The organism is Frigoribacterium sp. Leaf172, from assembly GCF_001424285.1.
Taxonomy (GTDB): Bacteria; Actinomycetota; Actinomycetes; order Actinomycetales; family Microbacteriaceae; genus Frigoribacterium.
Map to the genome: position 1 here is coordinate 402,262 of NZ_LMPB01000001.1, position 14,917 is coordinate 417,178.

Annotated in this window: 12 protein-coding genes; 9 read left to right on the plus strand and 3 right to left on the minus strand. The window is 75.0% G+C overall.

Annotated elements, in window-relative coordinates:
• Positions 1-210: 210 nt before the first annotated feature.
• Positions 211-1,590, plus strand: a complete 1,380-nt coding sequence (locus tag ASF89_RS01950) for a carboxylesterase family protein (protein ID WP_082489709.1) — start codon at positions 211-213, stop codon at positions 1,588-1,590.
• Between the two features lie 133 nt (positions 1,591-1,723).
• Here ASF89_RS01950 and ASF89_RS01955 read toward each other — a convergent pair whose 3' ends face one another.
• A complete protein-coding gene (locus ASF89_RS01955; protein ID WP_055811567.1) occupies positions 1,724-2,977 on the minus strand; it encodes a polysaccharide pyruvyl transferase family protein in 1,254 nt (417 codons plus the stop codon).
• Positions 2,978-3,185: 208 nt separating this feature from the next.
• Here ASF89_RS01955 and ASF89_RS01960 point away from each other — a divergent pair, with 208 nt between their 5' ends.
• Both ASF89_RS01960 and ASF89_RS01965 read left to right on the plus strand, forming a co-directional pair.
• On the plus strand, positions 3,186-5,489 hold the full coding sequence (locus ASF89_RS01960; RefSeq protein WP_055811570.1) for a glycosyltransferase: 2,304 nt from the start codon (positions 3,186-3,188) through the stop codon (positions 5,487-5,489).
• Complete coding sequence (locus tag ASF89_RS01965) at positions 5,486-6,955, plus strand: glycosyltransferase (RefSeq protein WP_055812989.1); 1,470 nt, start codon at positions 5,486-5,488, stop codon at positions 6,953-6,955. The genes ASF89_RS01960 and ASF89_RS01965 overlap by 4 nt, the downstream gene beginning before the upstream one ends.
• A 57-nt stretch (positions 6,956-7,012) precedes the next feature.
• On the opposite strand, the gene ASF89_RS01970 is transcribed toward ASF89_RS01965, so the two are convergent.
• Positions 7,013-7,666 (minus strand): galactosyltransferase-related protein, encoded by a 654-nt coding sequence (locus tag ASF89_RS01970; RefSeq protein WP_055811574.1) that lies wholly within the window; start codon positions 7,664-7,666, stop codon positions 7,013-7,015.
• Positions 7,667-8,034: 368 nt separating this feature from the next.
• Between ASF89_RS01970 and ASF89_RS01975 the strand changes: the two genes are divergently transcribed.
• A complete protein-coding gene (locus tag ASF89_RS01975) occupies positions 8,035-9,738 on the plus strand; it encodes a glycosyltransferase family 39 protein (protein ID WP_055811578.1) in 1,704 nt (567 codons plus the stop codon).
• Between the two features lie 393 nt (positions 9,739-10,131).
• Here the strand turns inward: ASF89_RS01975 and ASF89_RS01980 are convergent, their stop codons facing one another.
• The gene (locus ASF89_RS01980) at positions 10,132-10,971 is read right to left on the minus strand and encodes a LuxR C-terminal-related transcriptional regulator (RefSeq protein WP_055811581.1); all 840 of its coding nucleotides are present in this window, start codon (positions 10,969-10,971) and stop codon (positions 10,132-10,134) included.
• Positions 10,972-11,072: 101 nt separating this feature from the next.
• Here ASF89_RS01980 and hxlB point away from each other — a divergent pair, with 101 nt between their 5' ends.
• The 5 genes from hxlB to ASF89_RS02005 all read left to right on the plus strand — a co-directional run bounded on the left by hxlB (position 11,073) and on the right by ASF89_RS02005 (position 14,907).
• A complete protein-coding gene (gene hxlB, locus ASF89_RS01985; RefSeq protein ID WP_055799467.1) occupies positions 11,073-11,657 on the plus strand; it encodes a 6-phospho-3-hexuloisomerase in 585 nt (194 codons plus the stop codon).
• 54 nt (positions 11,658-11,711) lie between these two features.
• Positions 11,712-12,332 carry a 3-hexulose-6-phosphate synthase gene (hxlA, locus tag ASF89_RS01990; RefSeq protein WP_055811584.1) on the plus strand — a complete coding sequence of 207 codons (621 nt, stop codon included), beginning with the start codon at positions 11,712-11,714 and terminating at the stop codon, positions 12,330-12,332.
• A gap of 168 nt (positions 12,333-12,500) precedes the next feature.
• Positions 12,501-12,740, plus strand: a complete 240-nt coding sequence (locus ASF89_RS01995) for a DUF1653 domain-containing protein (protein WP_055812992.1) — start codon at positions 12,501-12,503, stop codon at positions 12,738-12,740.
• A 248-nt stretch (positions 12,741-12,988) separates the two neighbouring features.
• On the plus strand, positions 12,989-13,885 hold the full coding sequence (locus ASF89_RS02000) for a hypothetical protein (protein ID WP_055811587.1): 897 nt from the start codon (positions 12,989-12,991) through the stop codon (positions 13,883-13,885).
• Between the two features lie 224 nt (positions 13,886-14,109).
• On the plus strand, positions 14,110-14,907 hold the full coding sequence (locus ASF89_RS02005; RefSeq protein ID WP_055811590.1) for a transglutaminase family protein: 798 nt from the start codon (positions 14,110-14,112) through the stop codon (positions 14,905-14,907).
• Positions 14,908-14,917: the final 10 nt, after the last annotated feature.

The window sequence follows — 14,917 nt, forward strand, 5'->3', positions numbered from 1 at the left end:
CGGGCGGGCCCGCTTGCGGGTCGCCGGGCGGGCCCGCCAGCCCGCCCGCTAGCCGGGCCCGCCGGCTGGCCGGTCCGCCCGCCGGGCCCGCAGGCCGGTCCAGTGGTCGGAAGATGTCCTTCCACTGGCCGCGAAGGACATCTTCCGACCACTCGGCAGCCTGAGCGGAGCACGCGGGCCGGACGCAGGGGGCTGGCCTAGCGTGGCGGGGTGACCGAACAGACCTCTCGCACCGCGCCTCCTGCCGCATCGATCCCCGAGGAGGCGCGGCGACGGTTCGAGACACCGGCCGGCGTGATCATCGGCCGGGTCGACGGCGACGTCGTGCGGGCGACGGGCATCCGCTACGCCGAGTCCGAGCGCTTCGCGCCGCCCCGGCCCGTGCCGCCGGCCACCGAGCCCGTGCTCGCCTTCGAGCCCTCGCCGGGGTCGCCGCAGCTGCCGTCCGAGACCCTGAGCTCGCTCATCGAGGGCGCCGGCGACGGCCTGATCGCCGACGAGAGCTGCCAGTTCGTCTCGATCACCCTGCCCGCCGACGCCCGGCCCGACGAGCGGCTGCCGGTCATGGTGTGGATCCACGGCGGGTCGTACGTGACCGGTGCCGGCGACCTCTCCGTCTACGACCCTCGGGCGCTCGTCGTCGAGCAGCGCGTGATCGTCGTGGCCGTCACGTACCGCCTCGGCATGCTCGGATTCTTCGCCGACGACGATCGGATCCCCGCGAACCTCGGCCTCCTCGACCAGCTCGAGGCGCTCCGCTGGGTGCACGCGAACATCGGGGCGTTCGGCGGCGCGGCCGACCGCGTCACCCTCTTCGGCCAGTCCGCCGGCGGCGACGCCATCGCCCACCTGATGATCGCCGACGGCGCCGAGGGGCTCTTCCAGCGGGCGATCGTGCAGAGCGCGCCGCTCGGCATCACGTCGGGCCGCTCGAAGATGGCGGCCGCGATGGCCGCCGCCGTCGGCACGCCGGCCCGCGATGCCCCGATCGACGAGCTGCTCGCCCAGCAGGCCGTCGCCGAGAGGGCCGCACGCCGCTTCGGACTGCGCGGCGGCATGGCGTTCGGGTTGCAGTACGGCAGGTCGCCCCTGCCCGCCGAGGCCGACCGCGACGCCGCCTGGCGCCGCGTCGCTCCGCGGATCGACGTGCTGATCGGGACGACCACCGAAGAGACCGGGCTCTTCCTGATGTTCATCCCGGCGCTCCGTCGCCTCGCCGCGCTGCCCCTCGTGGGCGGGCTGGTGCGCAGGGTGCTGGTCGGCGGGACGACCCACGTGATCTACGGCCGGGACGCGCGGGCGTTCGTGGACCGGCACCGCGCCTCCGGCGGTCGTGCCGTGCGGTACCGGATGACCTGGGCCCCCGAGGGCGCCGAGTTCGGCGCCGCCCACGTGACCGACGTGCCGCTGCTGCTCGGCGGGCGCGAGTCGTGGGGGCACACGCGGCTGATCGGCTCGAGTGCGTGGGAGGACGTCGACCGCCGAGGGCGCCGGGTGCGGCAGATCTGGGCCGACTTCGCCCGGACCGGCGCGCTGGCGTCCGACGCGGCCGCGGGGGCTCGCGACACGATCACCCTCGACCGGGGCTGACGCGCGCCTCGCCGGCGATCCGGCGCGCCGCCGGCTCGCACGCGTGACACCCCGTTTTCGGCGCTACACCCGCATCTACCGGGGTGTAGCGCCGAAAAGCGGGTGTAGCGGCGCGGGCTCTGCGCGGCGCGGGCTAGGCGCGGAGGGCGGCGGCGAGGCGGTCCCACCACGCGGCGGAGGCGGTCCGGGCCGGGCCGACCCGCGCCTCCCAGGCGGTGCGCACCGCGTCGCGTGCGCCCCAGGCGTCGAGCACGATCCGGTCCGCCGAGCCGGCCAGCACCTGCTCGGCCGAGACGACGCTCGACTGGCCGAAGTTCGCGAGCGCGCCGGTCAGCTTGACCGTCGTGTAGTCGTCGACCGCGATGCCGACCGTCGGAACGCCCGCCGCGACGGCGAACACGGCCGGGTGGTAGCGGCTCGTCAGGTGCAGCGACGCCTCGCGGGCGAACCGGGCGGCCGCGGCGGTGTCGGTGGTGGGCTCGACGCGGGCGGGCCGGGTCATGCGGTCGATCACGGCGCGGTGCAGCAGCGAGTCGCCGCGCTCGTCGTCGCTCCGCAGCGACGCCCAGTGCGCCAGGAACACCACCTCGAGTCCCGTCTCGTCGACGACCCGGTCGAGGAGGCGCGCCACGGCCTCCGCGAACGCGGTGCGGTCGGCGGCTCCCACGTGCGCGGACAGGCTCACGGCGCAGTACGGTGCGGCGGCGGCTGCGGCGCCGGTCGCCGCGTCGGTGCTCGGCCCGACCCCGAGCCCCGGCCCGAGCCCGAGCCCGAGCCCGACGAAGCTCGCGTCGTCGATCGTCGCCGTCAGCCGCGACTCGGGCACGCCGAGGGTCCGCACGAGCTCGAACGACGCGCGCTCGCGCAACCCGACCAGCTCGGCGCCCGACAGCAGCTCGGCCACGAGCGCGCGGTCGTCGCCGTCGAGCACCGGTCCGATCGTCTGACCGGTGACGACGTACGGCTTGCCCGCTCGGCGGGCGAGCTCGGCGAGGGTCGCCCGCTCGTACACGTGCATCGGCCAGAGCGACGCCATGTTGCCGCCGCCGGCGACGGCGAAGGCGTCGGAGGCGCGGATCGCCTCGATGGCCGACCACGCGGCGTCGGAGGCGGGGAGTGCGGAACGGTCGCCGTCGGCGGCGGCCAGCACGCGCCTCCTGCGCTCGATCCGTCCGTCGCGGTCACCGGCCGTCGCGGGCGAGAAGTCCAGGGCGGGCACGGCCTCGACGCCGTAGCGGGCGGAGGTCTCGGCCGGGGTCGACGAGACGCCCGTGATGGTCGCGCCGCGGGCCCGGAGCTGCGCCGCGAACTCGTCGAACATGGCCTCGTCGCCGATGTGGATCATGTCGTCGACGACGCCGACGTCTCCGATGGTGACGATGCGCACGCGGGGCCTCCGGGGTGGGGTTCGAGGGTCGCGGATCCGCGCCCAGACGACGGTAGCGGATCGCGGGGCGGGGCTTCGGACGGGTGGGGCGGCGCACGCGCCTGCGCGACCCCGGGCGGCGATAGGCTCCCCTCGGCCCGGGGAGTCCGGGCGGCCCGGGGGACCGGGCGCTGCGCCCGACCCGGCGACCCACCCGAGAGGCGGCACCATGGGGATCCAGACCTCGCTCGACGCGATCCACGAGGCCGAGCGCCTCGTCGACTCCATGCGCCTCGCCGACGAGCTCGCGCTCGACGCGGCCCGCACCGGCGGCCCCCGGACGATCCGCGTGCTGCGGTCGGCCCTCTCGAGCGACGATCAGCTGGTCGCGGTCGCCGCCGCGAACGCCCTCGCCCAGGTCTTCGACGACGAGGCCGACGTCGTGCTCTCGGCGCTGCTGTCGAGCGAACGCACGTTCCTGCGCGAGCACGCCGCCTCGGCTCTCAGCCAGCGCCTCCCTCGCTACGACACGATCGGGCGGCTGATCGGCCTCGTCGCGGCGGGCGGGTTCACCGGCATGGTCGCGCAGCGCACCCTCGAGCAGTGGACGTCGTCGTCGCCCGCCCTCGTCGCCGTCGGCCTCGAGGGCGCGCTGCTCGGCGTGCACGAACCCGGCGCGCGCTACCGCCTGGTCGAGACGCTCGGCCTCGTGCGCGCGGCGATCGCGACCCGCCCCCTGCTCGCCGTGGCGCTCGACCCGGGCGAGGACGAGCGCGTGCGGGTCGCCGCCGTCTCGGCCCTCGGACAGCGCCGGGGCGACGTCGCCGTGGCCTCGGCGGTCGACGGGCTGGCCCGGCACGAGGGGTTCCTCGGCGACGTCGCCCGGCTGGCCGTCGTCGATCTGTCGGCCCGGCACGAGGGTCTGCGGATCCCGTCGGACGACCTCACCGTGGCTCAGCTCTTCCTGCACGCCGACATCGACGCCGACCTGACCCAGGCGGGCAGCGGCGACAACGGCGGGATCGCGACGCTGCTCGTGCGACTCGGCGACGCGCTCGCCGGGCGCGCGATCGGCGCCGGTGCCCACGCCGGTGCTCTCGCAGCCGATGCGGGCCGAGGAGGCGCGGGCGCGGCAGCCGGGACGGCCCGCGTCGGCCGGGTGGTCACCCTCTCGCGGGGTTCCGCCGCCGGGGCGCTCGACAGCGTCGAACGCGTCGCCGCCACGACCTCGGGTCACACGTACGGTCGCGTTCCGCTGCTCAGCGAGCCGGTCTCGTCGGCGACTGCCTGGCCGCTGCGCGTCGCGGCCCGTCGGGGCATCCGCCGCATCCTCCGGGCGAGCGGCGGGGTCGATCTGCTCCACCTGCGGATGGCCGACGTCGGCTCGCTCGCGGCCTCCGACGTGGCCCGCGAGCTCGACATCCCCGTGGTGTTCACGGTCGCCCCCGACCCGCACGCCGTCATCCAGTCGCTCGACCTCGCGGGCGGTCTCACGCGCGAGACGTTCGGCGACGTCGACGAGCGCGAGCACTTCTGGTTCCGCACCCGACTGGTGCAGCAGCTGGCCGCCAACGCGTCGCACACGGTGCTGTTCCCCCGGCCCGAGCTGCGGCGCGACATGCGCGAGCTCGTCGGCATCGACATCACGGCCCACCCCGAGCGGCACACCGTCGTGCCCGAGGGGATCGACCTCGACGTGGTCGACCGCTCGGTGACCGAGGCGGCCGAGCACGCGGCGGGTCTGCCGCCGACCCCGCCGCTCGCCGAGCTGCGCGACCTGCTCGAGACCCTCCCGGAGGCGCGGCGCGGTCTGCCCCTGCTGGTGAGCGTCGGGCGCCTGCACCGCGTCAAGGGCATGGCGACGATCGTCGAGGCATGGGCCGGCGGGGGTGCGGGCGACGGGGCCGGTGCGGCCGGGGGGACCGGTGCGGCCGGCGGGGCCGGTGCGGCCGGCGGGGCCGGTGCGCTGAGCGACCGGGCGAATCTGCTGCTGATCGGCGGCGATCTGCGGCACCCGAGCGCCGACGAGCGGGAGCAGCTCGACCTCATCGACGGGATCGTCCCGACCGACCGGCACCGCGCCTCCGGCCTGCTGCTGCCCGGGCACCGTCCGAACGACACCGTCGCCCGGTGGGTCGCGGCGGCGCGCTTCGGCGTGCCCGGTCTGTCGGCGCCGCGCGGCGTCTACGTCTGCGGCAGCCTGAAGGAGGAGTTCGGCATCGCGCTGCTCGAGGCGATGGGGTCGGGGCTGCTCGTCGTCGCGCCCGAGGGCGGCGGGCCGTCGACGTACGTGCGGCAGGGCGACACCGGGTTCCTGACCCGCACATGGGACGTCGAGGCGCTCCGGCTCGCGATGGCCGAGGCGCTCGAGGCGGCGGGCTCCGAGACGACGGAGGCGCGGGCCGGCCGGTCACGCGACACCGTCGAGCGGTCGTTCACCATCCAGGCCATGGCCGGCGCTCTCACGGGGGTCTACGGCACCGTGCACGACGACGAGCTCGAGCAGCGCGAGTGGAGCGTGAGCTCGCGATGACCCTGCTCGTGATCAGCCCCGACTACGCCTCGCACCTGCTGCCGCTCGCCACCCTCGCCACCGAGTGGCGCGAGCGCGGCGAACGGGTGGTCGTGGCGACCGGCCCGGCCACCGCCTCCATCGTCGAGTCGTTCGGCTTCGAGCGCGCCCACCTGCAGCTCGGCCGCGGCTCGAACCCCGGCGTCATCCGCGCCGAGGAGCAGGTCGCCGACGAGGACGCATCGCTCCGCGGCTTCTTCGACGCGACCCGCCTCGGCATGATCGAGACGCTCGGCTACCAGGCGCGCGAACGACTGACCGACCTCATGTGGCAGCCGGTCGAGACGGCCCGCGCCGTGCTGGCCGTCGTCGCCGAGGTCGCCCCCGACCGGATCATCGTCGACCACCTGGCCTTCAGCGCCCGCCTCGCGCTCGTCGCCGGAGGGGTGCCCTACGCCGACGTCGTGCTCGGACACCCGACCGCGCTGCCCGTCGGCGACGAGGTGTACGGCTGCCCGCCGGAGTGGCCTGCCGCGTTCGACGACGCCGCCGGCGGGGAGGCCGGGGAGGCCGGGGAGGCCGGGGAGGCCGCGGAGACCGGGGCCGGGGGTGCCACGCGACGTGACGCCGCCGGGATCGCCGGGCTGCGCGAGCTGTGCGAGCGGGTCGACGCGTCGTTCACCGCCGAGTGGAACACCGCGCTCGCCGAGCTGGCCCCCGACCTGCCGCCGTCGACGAGCGCGTTCGGCGAGCACGGCGAGCTGCTGCTCTACAACTACCCGGGCGAGCTGGCCGACCCCGCCCGCGAGGAGCTCCTGCCGCCGCACGTCTGGCTCGGCTCGGCCGTGCGCTCCGAGCCCGCGGACCCCGAGGTCGAGGCCTGGCTCGCTCAGGGCGCCGCGGTTCGGCGGGTTCCCGTCATCGAGGGCGGGTCAGCGCTGACCCGCCCTGGCCGACAGGAACCCGCCGCAGCCGCCGAGCCGTTCGTGTACGTGAGCTTCGGCAGCTTCCTCTCGGTGCGCTCGGACGTGCTCGGCCGCGTGGCCGCGGCGCTCCGCACGCTCGGCGTCCGAGCGGCGATCGCGCTGGGGTCGGGCACGCGGGAGGACCTCGGCGAGATCCCGTCCGACTGGCTCGTCCGGGAGTTCCTGCCGCAGGTCAGGCTGCTCGGGGCGGCGTCCGCGGCCGTGACGCACGGGGGCAACAACAGCGTGACCGAGGCGATGACCGCCGGTGTGCCGCTCGTCGTGCTGCCGTTCTCGACCGACCAGTTCGCCGGGGCCGCGGCGCTCGAGCGGACCGGCTTCGGCTTGGCCCTCGCTCCCAACACGGCGACGGAGGGCGAGCTGGCCGAGGCGCTGCAGCATGTGCTCGCCCTCGCCGAGAGCGCGCCCGACGCGGCGGCGGGCCTGGCCGCGCTCGCCTCGGCGCTGAACGAGGTGCCGGGCAGGGTGCGAGCCGCGACGGCGCTGACCGCCGGGCGCTGACCCGGCCGGCCCACGCCTCCTCGGTTCGGGTCGTTGCGGTTAGGGTCGGGTCGGGTGTCAGCCGAAGACGACCGCGCGCATCGCCTCGGGGCTGACGGCGGCCTCGCGGTACCGCTCCATGAGGGCCGCGTTCGCGTCGTACTGCGGCCCCTTGCGCGACTCGGCCTGGTGATGAAGCGCGAAGACCATGCCCTCGTGCCGCCGCGGAGCCTCGCCGAGCAGCGTGCTGTGCGCGAGGTACCACGCGGCGTCCTCGAAGCCCCAGCCGCGGAACCGCTCGTCCTGTCCGCCGTGACTGCGCCACGAGGAGGCGCGGGTCACGTAGACCCCCGAGCACGCGCCCCGCACGAGCTCGAAGTCGCACTGCTCGAGGGGCGTCCCGGCGGCCGCCTGCGCGGTCCCGTCGCGCCCGAGCCAGTGGTACTCGGTGTAGGGGAGGTGCACGCTGCCGCTGTCGCGCGCGGCCTCGATCGCGGCGAGCAGGGGCTCGCGCTGGGGGAGGGTGTCGGCATCGCCGATCACGGCGATCTCGTCGTCGGCGAGGGCCGCGACGCCGAGGTTGCGGCACTGGGCCAGGTTGAACACCGGGTCGGGCGAGTCGACCGTCCGGATGACGGCCTCGGGCAGCGCCGCCGCGTACCAGTCGCGGACGACCTCGAAGGCCGTGATGCGGCTGGGCTGCGGACGCCAGGGGAGCACGACGGTGACCATCCCGCGAGCCTAGCGGCGGGGTGTCGGCGATCGGGCCGCGGCGGTGGACCCGCTCGGCGGGGGACCCGCTCGGCGGGCCGAGGGTCGCCGGCGGGGGAGCGTCGGCGCCCGCATCCGCCCACACCAGCCCGCACCCGCCCGCACCTGCTCGCCGCGCTCGGCGCGTCCGCTGGCCGCGGAACGCGAGCGTCCCCCACGCCGCAGCCGCCGTGCAGACGCCGTCGATACCCTGACGGCGGCTGCTCTGCGCGGCCGACCGTCCGGAACGAGCCGGGCGCCGCCTCCGCGGTCCGCCCCTCGGCCTGCGGGTGCCCGTCGGTCGCCTCGGCCACGATCCGCGGACGGGCCCCGGGTCGGAGAGGCACCCCGTGACCAGCGCATCCACCCCCTCGCCGTCGGCTGGCACCTCCTCGATCCCCGTCCCGCTCGGCGGCCCTCGGAGCGGCGGGGTCCGTGCGGCGGACCGCGGTGCGGCGGACCGCGGTTCGGCGGAGTGGGGTGCAGCCCGGACGGCCGCCCGCCCGCCGATCCGCCTCGCGGTCGTGCTCGGGCTGATCGCCGCCGTCATCCCCGCCGCGGGCTCGTGGATCCCGTCGTTCTGGGGCGACGAGGCGGCGAGCGTCATGTCGGCGCAGCGCCCCCTGCCCAGCCTGTTCCACATGGTCGGCCACATCGACGCCGTCCACGGGCTGTACTACCTCGGGCTGCACTTCTGGATCGACCTGTTCGGCGCCTCCCCCTTCTCGACCCGACTGCCGTCGGCGCTCGCCGTCGGCGCGATGGTCGCCGGGGTCGTGCTGCTCGTCGACCGGCTCGGCACCCGCCGCCTCGCCGTCATCGCCGGAGTCGTCGCCGCCGTGCTGCCCCGCGTCACCTCGATGGGCACCGAGACGCGGTCGTACGCGATCGGCGCGGCCCTCGCCGTCTGGAGCACCTGGGCCCTGGTGCGGATCGTGACCAGCCGGCACCGCGCCTCCCGGGCGGACTGGGTCGCCTACGGCGTGCTCGCCGGAGCCGGCGTCGGCGTGTTCGTGTACTTCGGGCTGATCGTGGGCGTGCACGCGCTGCTCCTGGCCGCGCTCGCACGCGACGCGCGTGTCTCTGCCGGTGGCGTGGCGGGTGCCGGCGCGGCCGGCGGGCGCCTGCGCGAGGGTGCCGACGTCCTGCGGGCCTGGGCGGCGACGGTGGTGGTCGCGTTGCTCGCGGTCTCGCCGATCGTCGTCTTCTCGGTCGCCCAGCGGGGCCAGGTGTCGTTCCTCGCGCGTCGCGACACGACGAGTCCGCGCGCGCTGCTCGTCGAGCTGTGGTTCGGCGACGCCCGCTTCGCCGTCGTCGCGTGGGCGCTCGTCGGGGTCGCCGTCGTGGCGCTCGTCGTCGGACTGCTGCACCGCGCCCGTGACGGCTGGACGGCCGCCCTCTCGGTGACGCCCCGGGGAGTGCTCACGGTGACGGCGCTCCTCCTCGCCTTCGTCCCCGCCGTGTCGCTGCTTGTGCTGAACCTCGCCGTGCCCGCGTTCTCGGGTCGCTACCTGTCGTTCAGCGCACCGGCCGTCGCGATCCTCGTGGCGATCGGCATCGACGTGCTCGCCTCACGACGCACGGCGGTCGCGGTGCTCGGAGTCGCGCTCGTCGTGGGGCTCGCCGCCCCCGTCTGGCTCGACCAGCGCGGACCGTACGCGAAGAACGCGACCGGCTGGCAGGACCTCAGCGCCCTCGTCGGCGAGCACGCCTCGGCCGGCGACGCTCTCGTGTTCGACGAGTCGCCGAAGCCGTCGATCGAGCCGCGACTCGCGCTGCACACCTACCCCGACGGGTTCGAGGGGCTGCGCGACGTGACGCTCAAGACGCCGTTCGTCGACGCCGACGGCTGGCGCGACGACGTGCTGACGGTGCCCGAGGCGGCCGCGGCCGGTCGCTTCGACGACGCCCCGCGGGTCTGGTTCGTCGAGTACGTCGCGGCCGACGGCAGCACCTCGCCCAAGTCGGGTCTGCGCGAGCTGCTCGGCGACGGCTACGTCGAGGTCGACTCCTGGAGCACGCACCGCGCCCGCCTCGTCGAGCTCGAGCGCTAGCGCTAGCGCGGCGCGCCGCGCGCCGCGCGCCGCGGCCGGCCGCGCGCCGCTGCCGGCCGCGCGTCCCGCGCGCCGGCGCGTCCCCTTCGCGACACCCCGTTCTCGGCGCGACACCCGCATTTATCGGGGTGTATCGCCGAAAACCGGGTGTAGCGATGGGCCGGCCTGGGCTGGCCGGGCGTGGCCGGGCTGACGCGATGGCGCGTCCCCTTCGCGACACCCCGTCCCCGGGGTGACACCCCGTTCTCCGCGTGACACCCCGTTCTCGGCGTGACACCCGCATTCATCGGGGTGTATCGCCGAAAAGCGGGTGTAGCGATGGGCTGGCCTGGCCTGGCCGGGCGCGGCCGGGCGCGGCCGGCCGGCGCGGGCGGGCCGACGCGCTCGCCCCGGCTACCGCGTCAGCGCGGTCAGCTCGGCGCGCGTGCGGGCGCCGGCCTTCCGCAGCAGGTTCGAGACGTGGAACTTTACCGTGTTCTCGCTGATCCCGAGCGACTCGGCGATCGCCCGGTTGCGTGCGCCCGACGCGACGAAGCGCAGCACCTCGCGTTCGCGCACGCTCAGCGCCACGGTGTCGTCGAGCGACCCGCTCTCGGCGGGCGGGTCGAGCGGCAGCGTGACGGCGACGTCGGATCCCCAGCCCGGCGTCGAGGCGACCGAGAGCGAGCCGTCGAGGGCCGTCACCCGCTCGGCGATGGGTCGCAGCGAGTCGTCGTGCACGGTCAGGGCCCCGGCGCCGTCGTCGCGGATGCTCATCAGCAGGTTGAGGCCGTCGCAGTCCCACTGGATGCGCACGCGGCGCGACTCGCCGGTGTCGACGAGGGCGAGCACGGCGCTCCGGACGATGGCCCGGGCCGCGTGGGCGACCTCTCCGGGCAGGGCCCGACCCGTCGCGGGCGGTTCGACGAACTGGACGTCGAGGTCGCCGAAGCGGACGAGGGGCCGCAGATCGCTCCGGAGGCGCGCGAAGGCCCCGACCACCGGCTCGAGCAGCAGCGACCGCTGGTGGTCCGTCTCGGTGCGGATCTCGACCATGGCCGAGGCGGCGATGTCGATGGCCATGGTGCGGGCGGCGCGGTCGTCGAGGCGGGCCGACCGCAGGGTCGCGAGCAGGGACTCGAGCGTGAGGGCCTGCCGGTCGACGAGCTCGGCGACGGTTCGGGCGTGCTCGACGACGAGCGATCGGCTGGCGGGCGACGGCAGATCGGCGAGGGGCGCGGTGGTGTCGAGCATGGGGCCAACCTATCCTCCACACGGCGGCCCACCCGAACGGGTAGTCGCACCTCGTCGGATGCACGGCGCACGAGGAGGTGCGGGCGAGCAGGGTGGTACCCATGCCCTCCGCAGACAGCACCCCCACCCCCGCCGACGCGCTCGAGCTCGTCCGGGCCGAGGTCGATCAGGCGATCCGCGCCGTGGTCGAGACGAGCCCCGACGGTCTCGAGGCCGTGGCCGATCTGGTCTCGGGCGCCGAGCGCGTCTTCGTGCACGGTGCCGGGCGCTCGGGTCTGGCGCTGCGCATGACGGCCATGCGCCTCATGCACCTCGGCCTCGCCGTGCACGTCGTCGGCGACGTCACGACCCCTGCGATCCGCGAGGGCGACGTGCTGCTGACGGCGAGCGGCTCGGGCACGACGGGCGGCATCGTCCGTGCGGCGGAGGCGGCGACCGAGGCCGGCGCCCGCGTCGCCGCGGTGACGACCGCCTCCTCGTCCCCCCTCGCCGAGCTCGCCACGGCCGTCGTCATCGTGCCGGCCGCCGAGAAGCTCGACCGCTCGGGCGACGCGTCGGCGCAGTACGCCGGCGGCCTGTTCGAGCAGGTCGTCGTGCTGGTCGGCGACGCGCTCTTCCACGCCCTGTGGAAGCGCTCGGGCATCGACGCCGACGACCTCTGGCCTCGGCACGCCAACCTCGAGTAGTCGCACCGCGCCTCCTCGATCCTCCCCTCATCCGCATCACAGAAGGAGCACCACATGAAGCTGCAGTTCGCCATGGACACCCTGACCACCGAGGCCGCCCTCGAGCTCGCCGCCGCCGCCGCACCCAGCGTCGACATCATCGAGCTGGGCACGCCGCTGATCAAGGCCGAGGGCTTCCGCGCCATCACCGCCATCAAAGAGGCGCACCCCGACAAGATCGTGTTCGCCGACCTCAAGACGATGGACGCCGGCGAGCTCGAGGCGGGCGAGGCCTTCAAGGCCGGCGCCGACCTCGTGACCGTGCTCGGCGTCGCCGGCGACAGCACCATCGCCGGCGCCGTCAAGGCAGCCAAGGCCCACGGCAAGGGCATCGTCGTCGACCTGATCGGCGTCACCGACAAGGCCGCCCGCGCGAAGGAGGTCGTCGCGCTCGGCGCCGAGTTCGTCGAGATGCACGCCGGCCTCGACGAGCAGGCCGAAGAGGGCTTCACCTTCGAGAAGCTGCTCGAGGCCGGCAAGGCCTCGGGTGTGCCGTTCTCGGTCGCCGGCGGCGTCAAGGCGTCGTCGGTCGGCTCGGTCCGTGACGCGGGTGCGCAGGTCGCCGTCGCCGGTGCCGCGATCTACGGTGCGGACGACGTCGCCGCGGCCGCTGCGGAGATCCGCGCCGCCATCTGACCCGAGTGCCGGTCGGCCCCCGGGTGGCCCTCGGGGGCTGGCCGGGAGGAACGGCCGTCGTCAGCGCCATTGCTGCCGGCGGCCGCACCTCCCGGTCTGCCGGGGTCGAAGCTAGCGCGGACCTGAGCCGTAGTCGAGTCCGTCTCGGGTGGTCGTAGTGTGATCGTGATGAGCGAGCCGATCACCCCCGAGCCCACCTCCGCCCCCGAGCCCGGCATCTACCGCCACTTCAAGGGTGCCCTCTACGAGGTCGTCGGCACGGGCCGCCACAGCGAGACCGACGAGGCCCTCGTGTTCTATCGCAAGCTCTACGACGACTACTCGTTCTGGGTGCGTCCCCTCGACGACTTCGTCGCCACCGTGCAGCGCGACGGCTACGACGGTCCGCGGTTCGCGCGCGAGCACTGAACCACCGCCGCATCCCTCTGCAGGATGATTCTGTGCGGATGATCAGGAATCTTCTGCATACTTGCCGCTTCGCCCGAGCGCACGCCCGTCTGACGGGAGCGTGGGCGGACGACTCGAGGCTCTGACGCCTCGACGGACCCCCACCGCCGATCCCCGGCATCGACGACGTGTCATCTCCGTCGTCCGAACCGGGTCGTGACCTCCTGCGTGCACCGAGGAGGCGCGGGTCGGCCGAGCACGAGGACTCCATGCCCCCCGAGACACCAGGCACCACCCCTGCGCCCACGACCCGCCGAGCGCTGGCCACCGCCCGCCGCCGGGCCGCGCGCCGCAAGCTGATGACGATCGGCTCGATCGCCGCCGTCGCCCTCGTCGGCGGCACCGGCTTCGCCGTGTACACGACCTCCGGGCCCGCGACCGGGACGACCACCGCCTCCCACGCAGCCGACGTCGAGGCGCAGGAGGCCGCGATCGCCGAGTCGCTCAGCGACGCGAAGGCCAAGTCGACGATCTCGATCGCGAACCAGGTCGTCGCCGCGACCTCGGGCAAGGTCGACACCAGCGCGCTCGAGACGTCGGTCGCCGCACTCGACGACTACGAGTCGCTCGACCCCGACGCGGTCGACGACCGGGTGGCGCACACGGCCAGCACGGCGCAGACGGTCCAGGCCGCCGCCGCCGAGGTCGACAAGAAGGTCAAGGCCGCCGCCGAGAAGAAGGCCGCCGAAGAGAAGGCCGCCGCCGACGCGAAGGCCGCTGCGGAGGCCGAGGCCGCCGCCGAGGCGAAGGCCGCTGCGGAAGCCGCCGCCGAGGCCGCCTCGCTCGCCGAGGGCAACACCGTCGCCGGGGCCCAGGCCACCGCGCAGCGACTCGCCTCGTCGGACTACGGCTGGGGCGCCGACCAGTTCTCGTGCCTCGTCTCCCTGTGGACGAAGGAGTCCGGCTGGAACTACCAGGCCTACAACGCCAACGGAGGCGCGACCGGCATCCCGCAGGCGCTGCCCGGCAGCAAGATGGCGTCGGCCGGCTCGGACTGGGCGACGAACGCCAGCACCCAGGTCGCCTGGGGCCTCGACTACATCGACCGCGCCTACGGCAGCCCGTGCGGCGCCTGGTCGCACAGCCAGGCGGTCAACTGGTACTGATCCGTCCGACTCGAGACGCCCTCCCCCTCGCGGGGAGGGCGTCTCGTCGTTGGAGCGCTCGCGCTCGCTCGCCAGCTCGAGTGGTCGGAAGATGCTCTTCGGCGGGCTGGAGTGAGCATCTTCTGACCAGTGGGGCGGGCGCGGGCGCGGGCGCCGGCCACGGATGCGGCCGCCGGTAACACGCCCGACACGCACCGCGCCTCCTCGGCTGTCATGATCGGCGGATGAGACGCCACGCCGCCGCCCTGCTCGAGTTCGACGTCGCCGCTCCGGCCGAGTTCGTCCTGTCGATCGCCGTGTCGCGGCTGTACGACGCCGTCACCGACGAGACCCTGGTCGTGACTCAGAACGGCGAGCCGATCACGGTCCGCGAGCTCGACGACCGGCACGGCACCCGGCTGCATCTCTGCGACGTGCAGGAGGGGCGGGTCGTCGTCGACTACCGGGCCGTCGTCGAGGGCCGCATCGGGCCGGCCGCGCTCGACGAGATCGACCTCGTGAGGTACCTGCGTCCGAGCCGGTACTGCGAGTCGGACACGCTCTTCCCGACGGCACGCGCCGAGTTCGGCGGGCTCGAGGGGCGCGACCTGCTGGCCGCCGTGAGCTCGTGGGTCGGCGCGCACCTCGCTTACGTGCCCGGGGCGAGCGCGCCCACCGACGGCGCCGTGCAGACGCTGCTCGACCGGCGGGGAGTGTGCCGCGACTACGCGCATCTCGTCGTCGCGCTGCTGCGGGCGCTCGACGTGCCGGCCCGGCTCGTGTCGGTGTACGCGCCCGGCCTGTCGCCGATGGACTTCCACGCCGTCGCCGAGGCGTGGGTCGACGAGCAGTGGCACGTGGTCGACGCGACGGCGCTCGCTCCGCGGCAATCGCTCGTGCGGATCGCGACGGGGCGCGACGCGTCGGACACCGCGTTCCTCTCGAGCCGAGGAGGCGCGGTGACGGTCGCGAGCATGCGCGTCACCGCCGTCGTCGACGAGCTCCCCACCGACGACGTCGCCGAGTTCGTCAGCCTCGGCTGAGCCGCCAGCC